Origin of the sequence: Photorhabdus sp. RM96S (genome assembly GCF_042879335.1) — a bacterium.
Taxonomy (GTDB): Bacteria; Pseudomonadota; Gammaproteobacteria; order Enterobacterales; family Enterobacteriaceae; genus Photorhabdus; species Photorhabdus kayaii.
In genome coordinates this window covers 20,891-40,367 of sequence record NZ_JBHFKT010000029.1, presented here as the reverse complement: position 1 = coordinate 40,367, position 19,477 = coordinate 20,891, and the positions used below count along the sequence as shown (strand labels likewise).

The 19,477-nt window shown below is 39.3% G+C and carries 14 protein-coding genes and 1 pseudogene; 6 read left to right on the top strand and 9 right to left on the bottom strand.

Going from position 1 to position 19,477, the window contains the following annotated elements:
• Positions 1 to 23: 23 nt before the first annotated feature.
• From ACGF49_RS17075 to ACGF49_RS17060, 4 genes and pseudogenes are all read left to right on the top strand, one after another.
• A pseudogene (locus ACGF49_RS17075) lies at positions 24 to 1,562 on the top strand ((2,3-dihydroxybenzoyl)adenylate synthase); the annotation flags it as partial.
• The gene (locus tag ACGF49_RS17070; protein ID WP_387492023.1) at positions 1,557 to 2,921 is read left to right on the top strand and encodes a salicylate synthase; all 1,365 of its coding nucleotides are present in this window, start codon (positions 1,557 to 1,559) and stop codon (positions 2,919 to 2,921) included. The pseudogene ACGF49_RS17075 and the gene ACGF49_RS17070, both read left to right, overlap by 6 nt.
• A gap of 193 nt (positions 2,922 to 3,114) precedes the next feature.
• Positions 3,115 to 4,281, top strand: a complete 1,167-nt coding sequence (locus tag ACGF49_RS17065) for a cupin domain-containing protein (RefSeq protein ID WP_271859405.1) — start codon at positions 3,115 to 3,117, stop codon at positions 4,279 to 4,281.
• Between the two features lie 711 nt (positions 4,282 to 4,992).
• Entirely contained in the window at positions 4,993 to 6,027 is a 1,035-nt protein-coding gene (locus ACGF49_RS17060) for a Txp40, insecticidal toxin (previously name A24tox) (protein ID WP_113043382.1), read from the top strand.
• A gap of 192 nt (positions 6,028 to 6,219) precedes the next feature.
• On the opposite strand, the gene ACGF49_RS17055 is transcribed toward ACGF49_RS17060, so the two are convergent.
• The 4 genes from ACGF49_RS17055 to ACGF49_RS17040 form a co-directional block, all read right to left on the bottom strand.
• Complete coding sequence (locus tag ACGF49_RS17055; protein ID WP_113043383.1) at positions 6,220 to 7,263, bottom strand: acyltransferase; 1,044 nt, start codon at positions 7,261 to 7,263, stop codon at positions 6,220 to 6,222.
• 10 nt (positions 7,264 to 7,273) lie between these two features.
• Entirely contained in the window at positions 7,274 to 7,930 is a 657-nt protein-coding gene (locus ACGF49_RS17050; protein WP_113043384.1) for an SGNH/GDSL hydrolase family protein, read from the bottom strand.
• Between the two features lie 716 nt (positions 7,931 to 8,646).
• Positions 8,647 to 9,621: an Rpn family recombination-promoting nuclease/putative transposase gene (locus ACGF49_RS17045; protein WP_113043386.1), complete on the bottom strand. Its 975-nt coding sequence runs from the start codon at positions 9,619 to 9,621 to the stop codon at positions 8,647 to 8,649.
• Positions 9,622 to 9,785: 164 nt separating this feature from the next.
• Entirely contained in the window at positions 9,786 to 11,189 is a 1,404-nt protein-coding gene (locus ACGF49_RS17040) for a cytochrome-c oxidase (protein WP_262977826.1), read from the bottom strand.
• A 652-nt stretch (positions 11,190 to 11,841) separates the two neighbouring features.
• On the opposite strand from ACGF49_RS17040, the gene ACGF49_RS17035 reads away from it, so the two are divergent.
• Entirely contained in the window at positions 11,842 to 12,156 is a 315-nt protein-coding gene (locus ACGF49_RS17035) for a hypothetical protein (protein ID WP_113043388.1), read from the top strand.
• A 153-nt stretch (positions 12,157 to 12,309) separates the two neighbouring features.
• Here the strand turns inward: ACGF49_RS17035 and ACGF49_RS17030 are convergent, their stop codons facing one another.
• The 4 genes from ACGF49_RS17030 to ACGF49_RS17015 all read right to left on the bottom strand — a co-directional run bounded on the left by ACGF49_RS17030 (position 12,310) and on the right by ACGF49_RS17015 (position 17,526).
• Positions 12,310 to 12,750 (bottom strand): OsmC family protein, encoded by a 441-nt coding sequence (locus ACGF49_RS17030; protein WP_113043389.1) that lies wholly within the window; start codon positions 12,748 to 12,750, stop codon positions 12,310 to 12,312.
• 140 nt (positions 12,751 to 12,890) lie between these two features.
• Complete coding sequence (gene tyrP, locus ACGF49_RS17025) at positions 12,891 to 14,099, bottom strand: tyrosine transporter TyrP (RefSeq protein WP_113043390.1); 1,209 nt, start codon at positions 14,097 to 14,099, stop codon at positions 12,891 to 12,893.
• Between the two features lie 44 nt (positions 14,100 to 14,143).
• Positions 14,144 to 16,063, bottom strand: coding sequence for a pyridoxal-dependent decarboxylase (locus ACGF49_RS17020; protein WP_113043391.1), 1,920 nt, complete (start codon positions 16,061 to 16,063; stop codon positions 14,144 to 14,146).
• A gap of 446 nt (positions 16,064 to 16,509) precedes the next feature.
• The gene (locus tag ACGF49_RS17015) at positions 16,510 to 17,526 is read right to left on the bottom strand and encodes an NAD(P)H-quinone oxidoreductase (RefSeq protein ID WP_113043392.1); all 1,017 of its coding nucleotides are present in this window, start codon (positions 17,524 to 17,526) and stop codon (positions 16,510 to 16,512) included.
• Positions 17,527 to 17,904: 378 nt separating this feature from the next.
• Here ACGF49_RS17015 and ACGF49_RS17010 point away from each other — a divergent pair, with 378 nt between their 5' ends.
• Positions 17,905 to 18,588 carry a hypothetical protein gene (locus ACGF49_RS17010; RefSeq protein ID WP_113043393.1) on the top strand — a complete coding sequence of 228 codons (684 nt, stop codon included), beginning with the start codon at positions 17,905 to 17,907 and terminating at the stop codon, positions 18,586 to 18,588.
• 82 nt (positions 18,589 to 18,670) lie between these two features.
• Here ACGF49_RS17010 and ACGF49_RS17005 read toward each other — a convergent pair whose 3' ends face one another.
• Positions 18,671 to 19,441, bottom strand: a complete 771-nt coding sequence (locus ACGF49_RS17005) for a glucose 1-dehydrogenase (protein ID WP_113043394.1) — start codon at positions 19,439 to 19,441, stop codon at positions 18,671 to 18,673.
• Positions 19,442 to 19,477 lie beyond the last annotated feature (36 nt).

Genomic DNA, 19,477 nt, shown 5'->3' with positions numbered 1-19,477 from the left:
CTATTCTAGGGAAAACAATTACTATGACGCCAGACTACCTTTGGAATGGCAAAACGCTGGACCAACAACTTGCCGGGTGGGCTGGTATTTGGGGCGATAAAACAGCGCTGATCTATCAAGAACAACAACTAACTTACCGTGAATTGCACCAATCCGCAGAGAGATTGGCCAGCGGATTGTTTCGTCGTGGGATCCGTCGTGGGGATAACGTTATGGTACAACTGCCTAACCGTATCTCCTTTGTCGTTACCTGTTTTGCCCTGTTTAGGTTAGGCGCTCATCCGGTGTTATTAATGCCGACACAGCGGACTCATGATGTTCATGCCCTTTGCCAGATTGCACGCCCGGTTGCTTACATTATCCCCGATTGCTTACATGATTTTGACTACCGAAAAATGGCACGAGAAATTGTGGCATCTTGCCCCGATCTAAAACACATTATTGTTGATGGAGAAGCGGAAGAATTTACCGTATTGGCATCCATTGATGATGAACCGGTAAATATTCCCGGCCCAAGTTATGGTGATATTGCTGTATTGCTGCTTTCGGGCGGAACAACCGGTACACCGAAACTCATTCCCCGTACTCACGATGCTTATACCTATGATTTTGTGCTGTCAGCCCGTCTATGTACGGTAAATACAGAAAGTGTTTATCTAGCCGTACTGCCTGTGGCACATAACTTCACACTAGGAAGCCCTGGTATTTTGGGTACCCTTTCCCAAGGCGGAAGTGTCCTTCTGAGTGATACCGCCAGTTTTGACGAGGCCATGCCGCTAATCGAGCAATACAAAGTGACCCATCTGGCATTAGTACCGGCTCTGGCTCGGCTCTGGGAACAGGCTCGCGACTGGGAACAAAGCGATCTTTCATCCTTACGCTGTTTGCAAGTGGGTGGTGGCAGGTTAACACCAGAACTAGCGGAACAAGTAATAGCACGCCTTGGGCCTTTGCAGCAGGTGTTTGGTACAGCGGAAGGATTACTCTGTTATACCCGATTGGATGATCCCCACGAGGTCATCATTAATACCCAAGGGCGTCCGTTATCAGAAGAAGATGAGATCAAAATTGTTGATGCCAATTTACAACCTGTAGTACCCGGTGAGGTAGGAGAACTGATTACACGTGGTCCCTACACCATTACGGGATATTACCGTGCAGAGCTGCATAATACCGTGGCTTTCACCGCCGATGGGTTCTATCGCACCGGCGATCTGGTTCGTATGACCTCAGATGGCAACCTGATCGTTGAGGGCAGAATTAAAGAGCAGATTAACCGCAGTGGTGAGAAAATTTCGACCCAAGAAGTTGAGACCTTGCTGCTGCAACACCCTGACATTGATGATGCCGTTGTCATTTCTGTGCCTGATGAACTGTTGGGTGAACGAACCTGCGCCTGTTTACCTAACAACGGCAATCAACCGGAACCGATGCAGATAGCGGAATTTCTACAACAGAAAGGGGTTCAGCGTCATAAAATTCCTGACCAATGGTTGTTTGTCCCATATTGGCCACTTACCACCGTGGGAAAAATTGATAAACGCCGCTTGGTACAGATGGCACAAGCAGAACATAGCCGCCCAATGCAGCAATATCATGAACAAACTGTTGTTATTACCAGCACTCCGTTAGATTTGATCACACATTTGCTTTCAGACGACGATGCACAACCTTATATGCTCTATGAAACAAAAGGTGAGTGGTCATTGGGGATAGGCTGTGCAGCAACCATTAGTGCAGATGCATCGGGACAATTAATTGATCCACAAGGTAATCGTCATCCATACGATATCAGCACATTAAGTCAAAAACTTGAACAGGCGCTCAATGCTCTTCCTATTCAGGATTGGCGGGCTTATGGCAGAACTTTATTTGAATTCTCCCATATGACATATGGGTTGCCATTAGCACAGCAAAACGAAGCATTAATAAAAATCACTATTCCACAGCATGAATTTCGTATAACTCCAGGACAGGTTCTGATACGAACTCTTGAAGAGAGTCAACTCACCATATTGAAGGAAAAAATTAGCCGGGTTGATCAATTAAGTACACCTGTTTTCCCGTGGATAAAAGATATGGAAATTATCAGTACATCAGACGCCGCGAAACGTTATCAGGATAATGTCGCTAATGCGGTTAAGGACATTGCTTCTGGCCACTATCAAAAAGTGATCCTGTCACGTCGGGTTGAACTTGGCTCGGATATTGATATGCCACACAGTTACTGGTTAGGCCGCCAAGCTAACACACCTGCTCGCTCCTTCTTCTTACGTGATGAAGATTTCTCTGTTTATGGTTTTAGCCCGGAAACCGTAGTTGAAGCGGATGGTTCAGGCTGGATTAGCACGCAACCATTGGCTGGTACCAGAGCATTGACACATGATAAAGATCAGGATCAACGATTGAGAGCAGATTTGCTTTCTGACCCGAAGGAGATCTCTGAACATGCTGTTTCGGCTAAATTAGCATTAGAGGAACTGGCACCGATTTGTCAGGCTGACACACTTTGTGTATCAGAGTTTATGGCGATTCGTGAACGAGGTTCAGTACAACATTTGGCATCACGAGTAAAAGGATTACTACAAACAGACAAAAATCGTTGGGATGCGTTCATCGCCCTATTCCCGGCCGTAACCGCTTCGGGAATACCGAAAAAACCTTCTTTACAGGCAATTTCACGTTATGAAGATGAACCACGCCGGCTTTATAGTGGTTGTGTCATGTTATTGGATAGCTCAGGCAAACTGGATGCAGCGCTGGTATTACGTTCTCTCTATCAGCATCAAGGGCGCTGTTGGCTCCAGGCTGGTGCAGGATTGGTCAGAGATTCAAAACCAGAAAGAGAATGGCAGGAAACTTGTGAAAAACTTGACTGCATTATGAAATACGTTCGCCCTTGCTCTGGCAAAAAAGAGTAAATGAAGTAATAACATTTCAGGGAAAACCAGAGTTGTCTCTGATTTTCCCTAGACGACTAATTTTCTACTATGCTTAATTAGTCACCTCTAATTTTTCCTTCCGTGACAACCATTAACTTAAAAAAACCAAACAAATAGATATCAGCTTGCAACTATATCTTGCTGGTACCCATTTTACTTGGAGGCAATAAATATGTTTTCTCGTCGTGATATCTTGAAGGCATCCGCAATTGGCGCGGCGGCGGCTAGTATGGGCAGTATGATTAAATCCGCTGTTGCTGATGAACAGCACAATACAGTCACTACTGGCAAGAATAAACAGCCAATAAATACTAAAAGTTTGTATAAATATAAATTCACAGATAGTAAAAAACGGGTATTGGAAAATGGATGGGCACGGGAAGCTACGATAGAACAATTCCCGATATCTGAAGGGATTGCGGGTGTTGATATGATGCTTGAACCGGGTGGCGTGCGTGAACTCCATTGGCATGCTGTTGCCGCTGAATGGGCATATATGCTTGAAGGGCACGCACGTATTACCATTATCGATCCGGAGGGCAAAAGTGAAGTAGCTGATTTTGGTCCCGGCGATGTATGGTATTTTCCCAAAGGTCATGGTCATTCCATTCAGGCGCTTGAAGATGGTGCGCATTTTATTCTGACTTTTGATGACGGACACTTCTCGGAATTTGGCACTTTCAGCATCACTGATTGGATAACACATATGCCGAAAGAGGTGCTTGAGAAAAGTGTCAACATGCCAGCATCCGTTTTTTCTAAAATCAAACAGGGTGAAGCTTACATTGTCGGTGGAGCTATCCCGCCAAAACTTCCCCTACCTGCTGACGATGGCGGATTGAACGATGCTCCACTCACCCACCGTTATGAGCTCTTGAAAAATAAACCTTTCTTCGAGAACGACTCTGGGAGTATTTATCGGGCATCATCGAAGGAATTTCCCATTTCTACAACTATCACTGGTCTCATCGAGATCATCAAACCTGGCGCAGTACGTGAGCTACATTGGCATCCTAATGCCAACGAGTGGCAATACTACATTTCAGGTAAAGGACGTATGACCGTGTTTAGTTCTCATGGACACGCACAAACTGCAAAATATGGGCCGACCGACGTCGGTTACGTTCCTCAGGGATTTGGTCACTATATCGAAAATATTGGCAACGATGACCTTAAAGTACTGGTTGTATTAGATAACGGTATCTACCAAGATATTTCACTTTCTGATTGGTTAGCTAAAACGCCGTCTTATCTGCTTGCGGATAACTTCAACAATAATCCCTCCGATTGGGTGGACCGTCCTAAGGATAAGCTAGTTATATCGCGCCGTAGGGCTTGAGATATTACACTTTGTGGTGTATTGAAAACCTATTACCCGTCATCTTTCAAGTTGCCTCTTTGTTGGCTGCACTTACTCACCCCGGTCTCATCGTTATCTATGCTCCCGGGGATTCGCTCCCTTGCCGTCGCGATGCATCTTGAAATCCATAGGGTATATGTTAGTTTAATTAAAAGAATATAAAATCTTGTAAATGATAATCGTTTTACAGGTTAATCATTTTTTCATATGATTAACTTTCTCTTATTACTTTTGTTTCCCTTTTTCGGTAATCGAAAACCACCTTTTTATCGGTAATTAGGTCAGCCAAGGGTTAAAAGAATAAGCGCCTTATTCCCTGTCATGTTTAATGTTTATTTTACACTTATACAACCTGCCGTGACCATTTAAAAACGTTTTGTTAACATAAAGTTATCCTATTCTCCAAGTTCGTTTGGCTTTAGTGCGTTATCTTTTTTCTTTCACTTATTCCATTATTTATTTAACTAATCTTAACATAATGATTTAAATAGAAAAATATCAACATAAGATGTGAAAATAAAAGCTTGCTAATAATTCTCATGTAAAGTAATTTTATATTGAAATTAATGATTAAAAAGACAGAGAAAACCCTATATTTAAAGCTTAAATTTATATTGGTAGCGATAAATTTAGGCGCTCTCTGCCAGAAGATTCATAGTTCAATAAACACTAACATGATGGAGAAATATAATGGATATAAAATCTGCAACAGCTTCTAGTCTAATACAATTAACACCTGATGATAGAAGTGGATATCCACCCGTTGAAACGCAAATAGCAGGAGATATAATACGTGTACTAAACTTTAAGCAAACAGATGAGGGTTATACTGCATCACATGGAATTGAATATCGAGCTAAGAAAATAATATTAGCGTACGCTTTAGCTGTAAGTGGTATTCATGATGTATCTCATCTTCCTGGTGACTATTATAAGAATAAAGAGACTGCTGAAAGAATTTATCAAGAATATATGTCTAATCTTTCATCTGCACTATTAGGTGAAAATGGTGATCAAATTTCTAAAGATATGGCAGATGGTTTTTACAAGAATGAACTGGATTTTGAAGGTGAATATCCTCAAAACATTTGGAATATTCCTGATCTTGAAAATAAACCATTGAGTGCTTATTCAGATGACGATAAATTATTAGCACTATATTTTTTTGCTGCACAGGAAATTCCACTGGAGGAAAATCAACAATCAAATACCGCAAGATTTTTTAAATTAATTGATTTATTATTTATCTTATCTGCTGTAACTTCACTAGGAAGGAGGATTTTTTCAAAAAACTTTTACAATGGGTTAGAGTCTAAATCATTAGAGAATTATATTGAGAGAAAAAAGCTTTCTAAACCTTTCTTTCGACCACCGCAGAAATTACCTGATGGCAGAATAGGTTACTTGGCCAGCCCAACAGAACCGCCTAAATGGAGAGTTAGTTTGCAAGAACTTAAAAATAACAAATCCAGGAATGGATTTACTAATATGGAAGGTGCTGCAAAACAAAAGTATAGCTCATTTATAAAAGAGGTGCAAAAGGGGAACGATCCACTGACAGCAGCAAAAAGTATTGGTACAGCAAGCGGCAGTAACTTGGAAAAACTGCCGAATAATTTATATAGTGTGAGGCTAAGCCAAAAAGACAGGGTAACCTTCAATCTAAATAATACTGACAGTACAATGACGATTCATAGTGTTGGAACTCATTATAAAAATATATGATGTGTGATCTCTGGCTTTGATTGACAGAACATTTTTAAGCTCTCATTTTTTCAACGGGAGTTTCATAAGGCGTTTTACCTTTCAAACCACTGTTGTGGTCTGTGATAATTGTAAAACGCCTTCCATTTAGCTAATACACTTTACTAACAAGAAAATATAGCTAGGAGAAACCGGCTCTCCCTGACAATAATGTTAGATGGTTATAATTTTTGAGGTTATTTTTGATTTCCGTAACAAAACGCATAATATATATGACAGGATAAAAGCCAGCAAAGAATAGGCTATTATGTAAACATATACATTTATATAATTAAATTTTTTTAATAAGAAATTATGGATAAATTCGTTATGGATTTCAATAACAAAAATATTGTGAACAAGATATATTCCTAGTATATTCTTGCTAATGTCATCTATTAAGAATGGTATTTCTCTGACATTCAAATTAACCAAGAATAAAAACAGGCACACCGAAGAAGCTTGAAGGAATACATTATAAAACTTCCCATAAAAGAAAGTCATCCCCGTCTTGGATGAAATGATTGATAAAGATATCAATGATATAATAAAAAACACCAGAAGTATTATATGTTTACAGGAAAAAGCCTTTATTTTAGGTTTCGTTAGCCCTATATATCCACCTATCAAGAAACTAATCAAACCCTCAGATTGGAACGGAAACAAAATATTGAATGGGATTAGGGAAAAAGAGAATTTGTAATCTGTTAGTGCATTCAGCAATGTAAGATTAGAAATTATAAGCATTATAACGAGTATTTTCTTAATCCCCTTTGCATTTGTTTCATTAAATGTGTTACGCATTAGTGGTGTTAATATATAGAGAGAGACAATTGCAAATATAAACCATAAATGGGTAGCATCTGATGTGGTTATACTAACATTAACATAATTTAAAAAATCAATATCAGGCACTGTTGTAAATTTACTGATAAAATATGTGTCATACAGATAATAAAATATAAGCCAAAACAACAATACAGTTAATATCCCTTTTGATTTATTAATGATGTAATCCACCTGCTTTTCATGCTTGTTGTTTAGTAAGAAATAGCCACTGCACATAAAAAACAACGAGACCCCCAACTGACCGGCCTGCCTAAGAAAATACAAAACCACGTCATTATCATTGCGCAACAAGAAAAATAAAGTAACGTGAGAAATTACAACGAAAAATATAGAAACGATCTTTAATAAATCTATGGTTAATATTCTCATTTTTTGTCTCTTAAATAGATAAAATGAAGTTTGAAATTTTTGGGGCAAGCCTGGTCATACCTAGTTTTGATGGATGCAAACCATCGGACACTGTGCCCAAGCTATTGCTGGTCATAATATCGATATTTCCTTCATTGAATCCAGATTGTTTTAACAAATCCAGATATGGGATGGAGTATTTTTCGCAAATTTCCCGACAAACGCTGCAATAGTCAGACAAGTAATACCCTTTGGCGTTTTTACTGTTCATGCCTCTTTGTACTGATATTGGCGTTGTTATAATAAACCCTATTCTCGTTGATGGGTATTTTTTTGTAATTCCAGTCATTAATAATTTCATGCCGCCAATAAATGTTAAAGGGGTTTTGTCTTTATAATCACCTATTTCCACTCCTCCATTGGAGCCAAAATCAAATCCAAAATCATTTACCCCTCCCCATATTGTAATAATATCTGGATTGCTTGCCATTTTTTCATATCTTAAGCACATGGCTGAATTGTCATTTTTATCTTTTTGGGCTATGCATGTTCCTCCTATTCCGTAGTTTTTCCATTCTTTTAGATCTAAATGTTTAGTCACTATTGGTTGATACCACCCTCTTTCAGTTATACTGTCACCGAGGGTAAACCAACACCCTCCCTTCAAATGCGATTGAATATAAGACATTTACTTTTATCCTTCTAAAAATAACATGTAGACCGACTGGTTTTTTATCAGTATCGAATGTCAGCTGGAACGGACGCAGGCATTTCGATAGCGTAGTGTCCGGACATTTGGCGAAACAGAAAAAAGCGTGTTTAACTTTGAAATAACCGCTTTGCAGGACACAGTAAATTTGGGAATACAAACCCGACCGGTTTGTAGTGGGCTCCAGTTCTCTTGCTGACAGCGACAGAAATTCCAACTGTAGGCATTCATCAAAATCAGGAAGCGCATACAGGGCGAATTGCTTCGCATCCGTTAAGGCAGAGAGTCTTTTACTTTTATTGGCAGTTTGGTCTATATGATGAGTCATCATCCTGATTCCATGCAAATCATGTCCGTATGAAGATCGCTGACCGGACAGTGAAAATGAATTTCGTCACTGCGGTTGGATCTCGAATGAAGTTGTCTCATATAAATAGTACGATATCAACCCCTTTTATGCCCCTTTAATCGTATACACTCATGACAGAAATATGGATTGGTGATCATAAACAAATTATTGATCAGGTACTAAAAAGTGCTGATAGTGATAATTAGTTTGCTAAAGAAGTGCCTGATAAATTAGCTGAGGAGAAAAATGGATCTGAAACATAATATTGAGTTACTGACCACCTGAGTTTAATAACAAAAATGCCGATCTTGAATATCGGCATTTTGCTATGAAACAGAAGATTAATTTAATGCTTTAATGCACCAATTTTATCCCGGCTCAGTCCGGTACTGGTGGCAATAATGTCCAAACTCACGCCATGCCGTAATAAAGCACGAGCCGTTTCCAGTTTACCTTCCTCTCGGCCTTCCTCTCGGCCTTGCTCAATACCTCGCTCAATACCTTGCTCAATACCTTGCTCAATACCTTGCTCAATACCTTGCTTGATACCTTGCTCGCGCCCTTTTTGTTCAAGCTGTTCTGCAATAGTCATCAACATCGTTTCATGCTCCGGAGATTGTTCAATCAGTTGATGGACAAAGTGTGAGAGATCCAGCGTATGTCCATTCAGTAAAATATAGCGTAACACCACATTGCGCTGCTCGGTTGTATTATACCCTGCATTCAACAGTTCCACCAATTGGAGGAGCCATTCCTGCATATCCCGGCAGCGGATGTGTTTTTGCACCAGCTCCATCAGGGCAACCCCTTTATGTGTCAGGATCTCTTCATCGCTGAGCACACTGACGTCCACCAACGGAAACGCCTGGCGGTATAAGCGAGCAGCCTGTTCAGGGAGCGTAAAACAATCCAGCCACCGGTTTGAGTAAGGATACGGCCGAACCTCACCATGATAAAACAGCAGAGGCGCCACCAAAGGGAGTTCAGTATGGCCTTTTTTCAGGTGAGCCGCCATGGCTAACATGGCATAATACATCAGCCGCCAGGCCATCAATGGGTCAGGGGTGGATTGATGTTCAATCAGGCAATAGATATAACCTTGCCCCCGGGCCGTTTCAACCGAATACAGCACATCACTGTGCAGTTGACGTAAATGCTCATCCACAAAACTGCCGGGCTCCAGTTTCAATGTGGCTAAATCACACAACAACTGGATTTCTTCGGGCAGATAAAGGGATAAGAATTCCCTGGCCGTTTCGGGCTGCGTTAAAAAATGCTTGAATAACGCGTCATGGTGAGGCCGTTTTTCTTTCTTTGCCACAATCTGTTTCTCTATCTTATCAGTTAGTCATCGCCATTCATTGCCAAAGTTATAATATCCGCAATCAATGTACAACATATTTTATACCCGTTATCTTTTAAGTTGCCTCTTTGTTGGCTGCACTCGCTCACCCCGCATTTCTGCTTGTTTTCCCATGCCTATGGTTAATTGTTTTTTAACTGATGGTGATTATCTGCATACCAGGAAATATAATCATTACTTGATATTGGTGTCTCGATTCCAATTTTATCCACGCCAAAACTGGAAATATAATTATTTATTCTATCTGCATGCTGACGTATATACTCAATGCGTCTCTCGTCTATTTTTTTAGATTCTTGTAAATTGATCACTTCACTTCTCAGGAGATTGCTCATGCTACGATGAATCCAGTCGAGAAGATAACCTTCGATGATCATACCAAGATCATCATTATTATTATCATGATATGTATCAATAGTTGTCGTCACCACGGATAAAACGGCATATGTTTGGCTTAGTTCTAGAAAATCCCTACTATGTTTATTAAGCATATCTAAATTTATTTTTTTATTGTTACTCACTATTAATCCATTTAGTTTTTTATATAAAAAGTTCATATAATTATTTAAAATGGGAAATAGGTTATGTTGGAAAAATGTTTTGTCTATTTCTTTCATCTTATTGAGAATGATCATCCCTCCGGCTTTTAGTGATAATACAAGGTTATCACCTTCCGAAGTAATCGTACCAAAATTAGATATTAAATAAGGGGATATCTTGTTAACAGAAAATAATCCTTGTGCGCCGCAACGCTCACGACAATTAATTAATATTTCTTGTGTACGCCATGTGCACAGGGACTTGCTAGTAATGATTTCAATAAGTAGTTCATCTGAAAACTTAAAGTTTTTAACTGATTCTGATAATATAGCTGAAACTTTTCTTGTTAATTCTTTTAAGTATAATGCAATTTTAACTCCAGGAGTTAATTTTCCATTTGCAGATAGAGGAAGAATAAATGGGAAAATACCATATTTCTTTCCTGATACATTTAACTGAGCTAAAATTACAGCCACTTTAGGTAATTCACAAGGCATGGTATTAGGCATAAATTTATATGCATTTGGGCCAGGTGAATTCAACATGAATACGCCTTTTTCCGGCAGATAATTAGCCTGTGTTTCGATTGCGATTAGATCATTCCCGTGAGCTAGCTCAGTCGCCAGATATACTCCAATGGCACGACCTGAACAAAGTTTTTGGTAAAGATCTTCCACATATGGAGTTTGCACTCCTAAGTTAGTGATAGTTCCGATGGCTAAATTAAAATGAATTGATAGCATAGAAACTACAGCGCAATCATGTGGAGCTACAAGTTCATGAAGCGCAACTAATTCATTAAATGATTTCGTATGAATATTATTATTTTGAATATATTTAAGAAGTTCTATGAATTTTTTTACTGATGACGGGTAATTGCCACAATTGCTTTTAAGTATTGCTAAAAGGTTATCAGATACTCCTGTATCTCCTATGGCTAAACAAGATTTTAATTTTGACTCTGAATTGAACGATGATTTATTCATAATATCGATGAAACCCTTTAATAGAATAACAATATGTATATTAACTATCTAATAGTGTAATGGGATGCTCCTGAAACATATACTTTTAATTTAAAAAAGTTATTAACCGAAGTGACTGTCAAAAACTTCATTTATTAAAGTCGATGCCATATAAACTAACAATAATGATTGCATGTTATGGTTTCATATCTACATTATTGCAAGAATTATATTTTATTCGGCAAAGGAGAATAAACCAATAAAAACAAAATATTATATTGAGTGTCTCGGCATGGAGATATTGGTGATTGAGATTATATAATAAATTTTCAGATCGAAAAAATCGGACGGTGTTCTCTTCAAGTAATCCATAAATGCGACTTCGAAAAATTATTTGCTCATAAATGGTAATGATTAATTACATATAGTTCACGATTGTAGAGGGTTTTTTATTAATTCAAGCAATCCCGTTTATATCATTATTGTTATCTTATTCTTTATAAAAAGATATTTCTCATAAGAAATATAGCATTAATTTTAATGAGGAAATATCCAGATATTATTTATCAGACAGAACACCTTTTATAGTGACACAAAACCAATGCAAATATTGTTTTCATAATTTACACTCCAAACACACTAAAGTTTCTTTATTATTAATCAGGAGTTATTTATGAAAAAATTGATATCTATGTTATTTATTCTCGTTGGTATGATTAGCGCCCCTGCATTCTCTGCGGAAACGAATAGTGGCATTGTCAGAGTCGCAGAAATTAAAGCTGATTGGAACAATCCTGCACATTATTTTTATACATTCAACGGAAGCTTAGCTGGTAACTGTGGAAAACCAGGTTATATTTGGTCAGGATCAAGCGCTGAAAACATTAACAAGCTATTAAGCCAGGCTTATGCACAGGGTTTAAATATTAAAGTTGGTATAGAAAATGTAAGTTGTAATATAACTACAGTTTACGTCACTAAACAATAGTAATTATTTCTTATGCTGTTATCAATGGGATAAATAGATAGATAAACATTGATTTACCTAACTTTATAACGAATCCCTCTACTGGAAAGTAGAGGGATTTTTAAATTAACTTAAATAACTTTTACTTTGTTGAATTATTTCAACACATGCCGATTATTCACAATATATTTCAGTGACAAAACTTGGTGCATTTTCGATAGTATCATGAACCGGGCAGGTTCTATTAATAAAGTCGACAAAGGCATGAATTTCTTCTTCACTATTATCAGCTTTAATATGAAATTTTGTCACTATTTTGGAGAAACCTAATTTCGCTTGTTTATTTCTACCAGTGAAACCATCAGTATCAAGCTCACCTTCCAGATCAACGTGAATATCAATTAAGTTAATTTTGTGCAGTTTAGCAAAAGCCTTTGCTACGATACATTTACAGGCCCCAAGAGAACAGAGTAAAGCTTCAACTGGATTCATCCCCTGATCAGTACCACCTAAATGACGAGGTTCATCTAAATAAAAGGAGAAATCTCTTGATGTACATTCAACTTTCAATCCAGCTACAGATTTTACTGTGGCAGTAAATAATTCTTTCGCCATGATTTAACTCCTTATAATCAATATTAGTTTTTTACAGGGTTAACAGAGAGAGTTATCATAACTTTTAATTTTTCTTTATTCTGTTTTTAAAATGCTTATCTGTAACATGACCGGGACCTGAGTTTTTTTGCTGTGAATGTTTACCCTACTTCCGGCAACATTCCACTCACTATGCCAATCTGGATTGCTATTACTGCAATACCGCAGGTAAATACCAGCAAGAGTACAGGTTTACCGCCAGGTACCCGATATCGACGTTCATTTTGTTGACGGGATTTATAGGCCAGGAGACTAGGCAATACTAACGCCAAAATTGATAGCGCGATCGCGGCATATCCCAACGCCATCACAAATCCTTTTGGGTAAAATAGCGCGAAAATCAACGGCGGAACGAAAGTTAACAAACCAGTTTGCATACGCCCGGCTACGCTATTTTTGCGTTTAAACAGATCACCCAGAAAATCAAACAAGCCAAGTGTGACACCGAGGAATGAGGTTGCGAGCGCCAGGTTGGCAAACATTTGTACTGCAAGCTCAGTTTTCGGTGAAGCAACAACTTCGCGAATGCTGTGTAATAAGCCATTCAACCCTGCGTTTTCAGCTAAGATATCGACGAATGTGCTGGAATTAATACTTCCGAGTGTCGCCAATTGCCAGAGAATATAAGCAAATAGCGGAATTGCGCTGCCGATGATAAACACCCAGCGGAGTCGACGAATATCGCCATCCATATATTTCACAATACTGGGAACACTACCGTGAAAACCAAACGATGTGAATATCACAGGAATTGAAGATAGTATTAATCCTTGTTCTAATGGCATGGTCAGTAAGTTAATATGCTGAACATATGGCATCATCATCCCCAACATCAATACTAAGAAAATAATTTTTGCACTGAAAATAACCCGATTAACCATATCTACTGAACTGGTGCCAATACAAACAATTCCTCCGCCAATCACTGTAAACAGGATAACACCTATTGAGGCAGGAAGAGATAGATTCAGCCATTTGTTGAGGCTGACTGTCAGTAATTCCCCGGCGCCACTAATATAGGCTGATGTTAATGCATACATTAGAAACATCATGCTGAGACCGGCTAACATTTTGCCACTGTTGCCAAGATAACGTTGAGCAAGTGTCCCTAATCCCGTATCAGGGGATTCATATTGGTAAGTTTCAACCAGCAATAACGCGGTGTAACTCATCAAAACCCACAAGCCAACCAACATGATCAAACTTACGCCAAATCCTACACCGGCGGTTGCTAATGGCATGGCCAACATACCAGCGCCGATGGTTGTTCCTGCTATGATAAAAGTACTGCCAAAAGTACGGTTCTTCACGTTTTTTCCCTTCGAATTAACAGCAAATATTTAATAATAGAAAATCAGGCTACTTTCTTTTTTTCTTCTTCATCAACAATTTGAGTCAGTTTTTGAATGAAAATTTTCTGGAGCCTTTCCCAATACTCGTCAAAATCGTCAGCATTATGTAAACAGTGAGTCATCACAGCAGCACGTAAGACATATAAACTGTGGACTTTCTGCCATTCTTCTTGGGCAAAACCGCAACGTTCAACATAATGCCAGGGAGTATCACCATACTCTTCATAATTAAGAGAGGTGGAAGAAGTCAAAAAATCATTGGTGTAAGTGCGTCCAGAGGCATATGAACAAAGTTCGTACATCCGTTTATTAAGACGGTTATGATGCATTAAGTCATCATTTCCTTGCTCTTTAAAAGTAAAATTGACCATATGGAAATCAGGATTCGGCATAGCATGAATTTCAAACCGGCGTTTATCAACAACCAAAGGTTCTGTGGTTAAAAGTTTTTTAACCATCCAATTGGCCGTCACAATACCGGCAGCAATGACTTTTCCGTAGCCACTGATATTAAGTGGAACCAATCGATGCGCAGCCCAAATTGCGGCGGCGATAGCTCCGGCTTTAGATCCCTCCATAATAGATGCACCGAGCACGACACGCCGGTTAACGGCTTGATCCTGTTGAGTATCAACATCTTCAAAAACATAAGCTGCACGGTAGGAAATTAGGTCAATAATACGCCTATCTTTCATACATATTGCACCGGCTGCATATTGAATAAATCCAACTTTGTGAGGATCTACGGTGATTGAATCAGCCTGACACATGGCCCGGAAACTTTGATAAATTTCAGGTTTAGGCCAAATAATATCTTCCGGAATGATTGCCAATTCACGATAACGGCGGATAAGTTCATCATATTCCATAAACTCTCCCCGCTCGTTAAGGAACATTGCGCTGGCATAACCTGCATAAGCAGCATCAATATGCACATAAAATGAGACGCCATAACGCTCTTCACACTCTTTACGCAACGCAATAACTTCATCAACTCGATCAATGGCACCCACTTCCGTAGTTCCAACTACGGTTACCATAGCTAGAATAGGTTCTCCTTGCTCTATCAGACTGAACGTAATTTCACGCATTTTTTCAACATCGGTACGATAATTTGCATCGACCGGCAATGGCACAATATGCTGTTGACCAATCCCTAGAACATCCATTGCTTTCATCCATGAATAATGTTTCGACTGTGGCACCAAGACTTTGCCAAACATTCCCTGTTTTATCCCAACACCACGGCAAGAAAGTTCACGAACTTCTTCGAAAATGCCCCGCTTTTTTAATTCATCCGTTAAATCCAGAATGTCTGATGGCGATATATTCAACAGTTGTTGTTCTGATTTATTTGCAACCAAATCCCTGGATTGCGGGTGCTGTGCAATGGCAAGAGGAATGGTTTTTAAATTACGCGCAACCCATAGCCCTTCATAATTGGCGACAGTTCCTCCCGATGTGATATGTCCCCAAGCTCGGCGAGGGTCATAACCAAACATCTGACATAAATCTAGCCCTGCTTCAATTTCTAGCTCCGTTGTTGTCGGTGATGACTCGTGGGCACAATTGTTCGGGTTGTACATCATAGCCATAACATAAGCGAGATTGGAAACCATCAAGGTATCGGCATTCATATGCCCCATATAACGAGGAGAAAACCAGGGAACAGAGGTGTTTTTCAGTTTGGCAGATAGCTGGTTCAGAATACCCTCTGTCCGATAAAGGGTTTCTCTATAATCAGGTGCGTAACGATCAACTGAGGTTACTAAGGCGGGATCTTCTGGGTGAAAATCAGAACGCCAGTGCATGTGCTCACTTACGGCATATTCCATCATTTCTCTAAAAAAAACTGCATTTTCTGATTTAGGGCCTAAAAACAACGCATCAATGTTTAAGTGCGAAGTAAACTGTTTGGTCATAATCACATACCCTTTTCCAACTAACAAAAACGGCTGTCAGCAACAGAGAGATTCTGAAATTCTTTATTTGTTAATGAAATCACTATCATCCTCTGATAGGCAGACAGAAAATTGTATGCCACCTAACTTATCAATAGTTGGTCATACCTCATTATTCTAGATATTCAGAAAAATCCATCAGGTGTAATAGATTAATCATTAACATATCTATAAACGATCATTTGTTAATAGATATAGACTATATTTGTTAAAATATTAACAATGACGTTAAATATAAATTCTAATTTTGTGCGCAAGGACAAAGAACGAATAAAAACCAATCAAAAAATAGAGATTTATTGGTCATTAACCTTATTAAATATAAGTGTTTATTCTAACATGAAGAGGTTAATAGATAGAATGCAGGGCTACAAGTTAAAATAGCCCTGATTTAAGCAGAAGTACTATTAAGATGATACATTTACCAGCATAACCTTGCCGATAACATCACCGGCTTCCATCATTCGATGCGCATCAGCAGCATCTTTCAGATCAAATACTTTACAAATTAGTGGACTGACTTTTCCTGATTTCAATAATGGCCAGACCTGTTTTTCCAATTCCCTGGCTATCTCCGCTTTTTCCTCTACACTGCGAGAACGTAATGTAGAACCTGTGTGAGTCAGACGTTTTCGCATTAAGGGCATCAGATTAAGATTTTCAGGGTCTCCTTTCATCATACCAATCTGAATAATTCTCCCGAATTTAGCAGCAACCTTATAGTTTTTATTGACATAATCACCACCGATTAAATCAACAACCATATCAACCCCATGATTACCTGTGATTTTCAATACTCGATCAACAAAATCTTCTTTATGGTAATTAATAACAAAGTCAGCACCTAAACTGTGTGCAACTTTAGCTTTCTCATCAGAGCCGACGGTAGTAATAACTTTGGCGCCAAAGGCTTTTGCTAACATAATTGTGACACTGCCTATCCCAGAAGTACCACCATGAATCAGCAAATTTTCTCCTTGTTTCAGTTTGCCAGTCTGAAAAACATTAGCCCAGACGGTAAAAAAGTTTTCTGGCAATGCGGCTGCCTGAACAAAATCCAAGCTATAGATGGGTAAGGCAATGGAGTCATGTACCAGACAATACTCGGCATAACCGCCTCCGGCAACAAGGGCACAAACTTTATCACCAAGGTTCCAGCGTTCACAACCTTCACCTTTGGCAACCACCTCTCCTGCAATCTCCAAACCCGGTAATGGTGATGCATCAGGGGGTGGTGGATAAGAACCCATTCTCTGAAATATATCAGGCCGATTAACACCTGCCGCAGCTACTTTTACCAACAAGTAGCCTTTTCCTGGCCGCGGCAGCGGAACCTGAACCAGATGCAATTTCTCCGGGCCTCCGGGCTTGATAATGCTGATCGCTAACATATATTGGGGCAATGAATTAATTTGGCTATGCATATATACCTCTTATTTCTTTTGACGATCCTTTTTATTGGGTTATGTTTAATATGATAAGTGAGATTTAAACCGGTTTTTCCATTTTGCCAGATAACTTGGCATTTTAAGGATCAGTTGTAACCTTGCCCAAGTCAACTATAATTTACCTGCAAGTTGTTTTCAGTCTGGAATTGATTAAATTATTATGCTTTTTCCCATAGAGTATGTTTTCGTATAGAAATATCAAAGTGGTAAAAGGAAAACCGTACTGAGTTAGAAGAATTGAACCACATCACCAACTAATATGACTGTTTAAAAAGAGATTGGTGAAAAAGCTTTCCTATCTTACAATTTCCTATAAGCTAATTTTCAAAATTGTAAAATACCATTGAGGTGCTAATGGAAACATCAGCAAAACAACCCAATGACCGGACAGCAAAACTGAAAAGCGGATTTGATCAGTCTGAACTGGTCAAAGCACGCATCATCAATCTTGCTGATCATTTTATTAATGTGCTTAAAAATAAAGATTCAGAAAGTATTTCCCAGTTATTAACCCTCTCTGATGATGAATTTTGGACAGAAGTCAAAGGACGAGCTAACTACATTGAAATAGTGGCAAATATCACACCGGAAAAGAAGGAACACGAAGAATTTATCGAAACTAGAAATGCTTTTCTTGCCCATCTTGGGGAATATGGTGGTGTTTATAAGTCCAGTAAGGTTGCTGATATATTAGGAGTGACCCGCCCGACAGTAAATAAGTATGGTGAAAATCATAAACTCATTGTATTAAATTGGGGAATAGAGAATTTATATCCTGTATTTCAGTTTTCAGTAAATAAAAAAACTAGCAATAAAGGATATTTAAAAGGTGTCCCAGAAATACTGGCTAATCTAGGTCCAGTCAGTGGTGTAAAAAAGTGCGGCTTTTTCTTGCGTAAAATCAAGACATTTAATCTTGGTATCGATCTGGCTGAATCCACGATGGTACTGGATATCCTCAGAAATGGCGCCTCCAATGATGAAATTGCTCAATTGATAAAATTGGCGAAAATGTTCGGTTCTGTTGATTCTATATAAAAAATTCCAGCATATAATTAAAAAACAGCCATTTTACCCTACCCTCCTTTGGAATATATCAACTGCTCAAAAATGCGTGTTCTCACAGTACTACCGTTTGTCCGCCATCGACTAGCAGTGATACGCCGGTTATAAACGATGCGAGATCCGATCCTAACCATACGACCGCATTTCCTACCTCTTCCGGCTCTCCCAATCTTCGGAGAGGCATCCTTTCCCGTAACCCATCAAACATTTTCGCCACTTCCGGCGAGGAAAGAGGAAGTGCTGTATTGATCAGACCTGGGCAGACTGCATTAACACGAATACCTGACGGCCCGAAGGCATCGGCCAGTGCAGCCACCATCATATTCACGCCAGCTTTGCTAGTGGAATAGGCGGTTGTAAGTTGTCCTGTTCTAATGGACCCCATACTTGACGTTGCCACAATACTTCCGCGTTTACCTAGTTTTATCATCTGTTCAGCAGCAGCCTGTGCGCCAAATAGAACGCCATCCAAGTTGACCGTAAGCAGCTTGTGAAAATCATCTGCACTAATCTGTGGGCCATCGGTAGCTAATGCAATTCCTGCATTGCAAGCCATCAAATCAACACCGCCGAACGGTGTAGCGACATCGACCAATGCGTCCATATTGCTCCGTGAGGTAACATCACATCGGTGGAATATGGCTTTTGTACCAAGCGAATTAAGACGCTGGAGCACTGGTGTTCCGCCCTCTCTAGGTTGATCAGTGATATCGCCAATAATTACGGTTGCTGCGCCATGACGCGCCGCAGCTAAAGCAATGCCTGCTCCGATGCCACTTGCGCCGCCAGTGACAATAACAACCTTACCTTCTAGCATACGGTCCATTTGATGTTCCTCATTTGGCTCCCGAAACCCTACGCC

Excerpts from the sequence above, each read along its gene's own strand:
- ACGF49_RS17070 (WP_387492023.1), top strand. The coding sequence starts at position 1,557 with ATGGCACAAGCAGAACATAGCCGCCCAATGCAGCAATATCATGAACAA.
- ACGF49_RS17065 (WP_271859405.1), top strand. The coding sequence starts at position 3,115 with ATGTTTTCTCGTCGTGATATCTTGAAGGCATCCGCAATTGGCGCGGCG.
- ACGF49_RS17060 (WP_113043382.1), top strand. The coding sequence starts at position 4,993 with ATGGATATAAAATCTGCAACAGCTTCTAGTCTAATACAATTAACACCT.
- ACGF49_RS17055 (WP_113043383.1), bottom strand. The coding sequence starts at position 7,263 with ATGAGAATATTAACCATAGATTTATTAAAGATCGTTTCTATATTTTTC.
- ACGF49_RS17050 (WP_113043384.1), bottom strand. The coding sequence starts at position 7,930 with ATGTCTTATATTCAATCGCATTTGAAGGGAGGGTGTTGGTTTACCCTC.
- ACGF49_RS17040 (WP_262977826.1), bottom strand. The coding sequence starts at position 11,189 with ATGAATAAATCATCGTTCAATTCAGAGTCAAAATTAAAATCTTGTTTA.
- ACGF49_RS17035 (WP_113043388.1), top strand. The coding sequence starts at position 11,842 with ATGAAAAAATTGATATCTATGTTATTTATTCTCGTTGGTATGATTAGC.
- ACGF49_RS17030 (WP_113043389.1), bottom strand. The coding sequence starts at position 12,750 with ATGGCGAAAGAATTATTTACTGCCACAGTAAAATCTGTAGCTGGATTG.
- ACGF49_RS17020 (WP_113043391.1), bottom strand. The coding sequence starts at position 16,063 with ATGACCAAACAGTTTACTTCGCACTTAAACATTGATGCGTTGTTTTTA.
- ACGF49_RS17015 (WP_113043392.1), bottom strand. The coding sequence starts at position 17,526 with ATGCATAGCCAAATTAATTCATTGCCCCAATATATGTTAGCGATCAGC.
- ACGF49_RS17010 (WP_113043393.1), top strand. The coding sequence starts at position 17,905 with ATGGAAACATCAGCAAAACAACCCAATGACCGGACAGCAAAACTGAAA.
- ACGF49_RS17005 (WP_113043394.1), bottom strand. The coding sequence starts at position 19,441 with ATGGACCGTATGCTAGAAGGTAAGGTTGTTATTGTCACTGGCGGCGCA.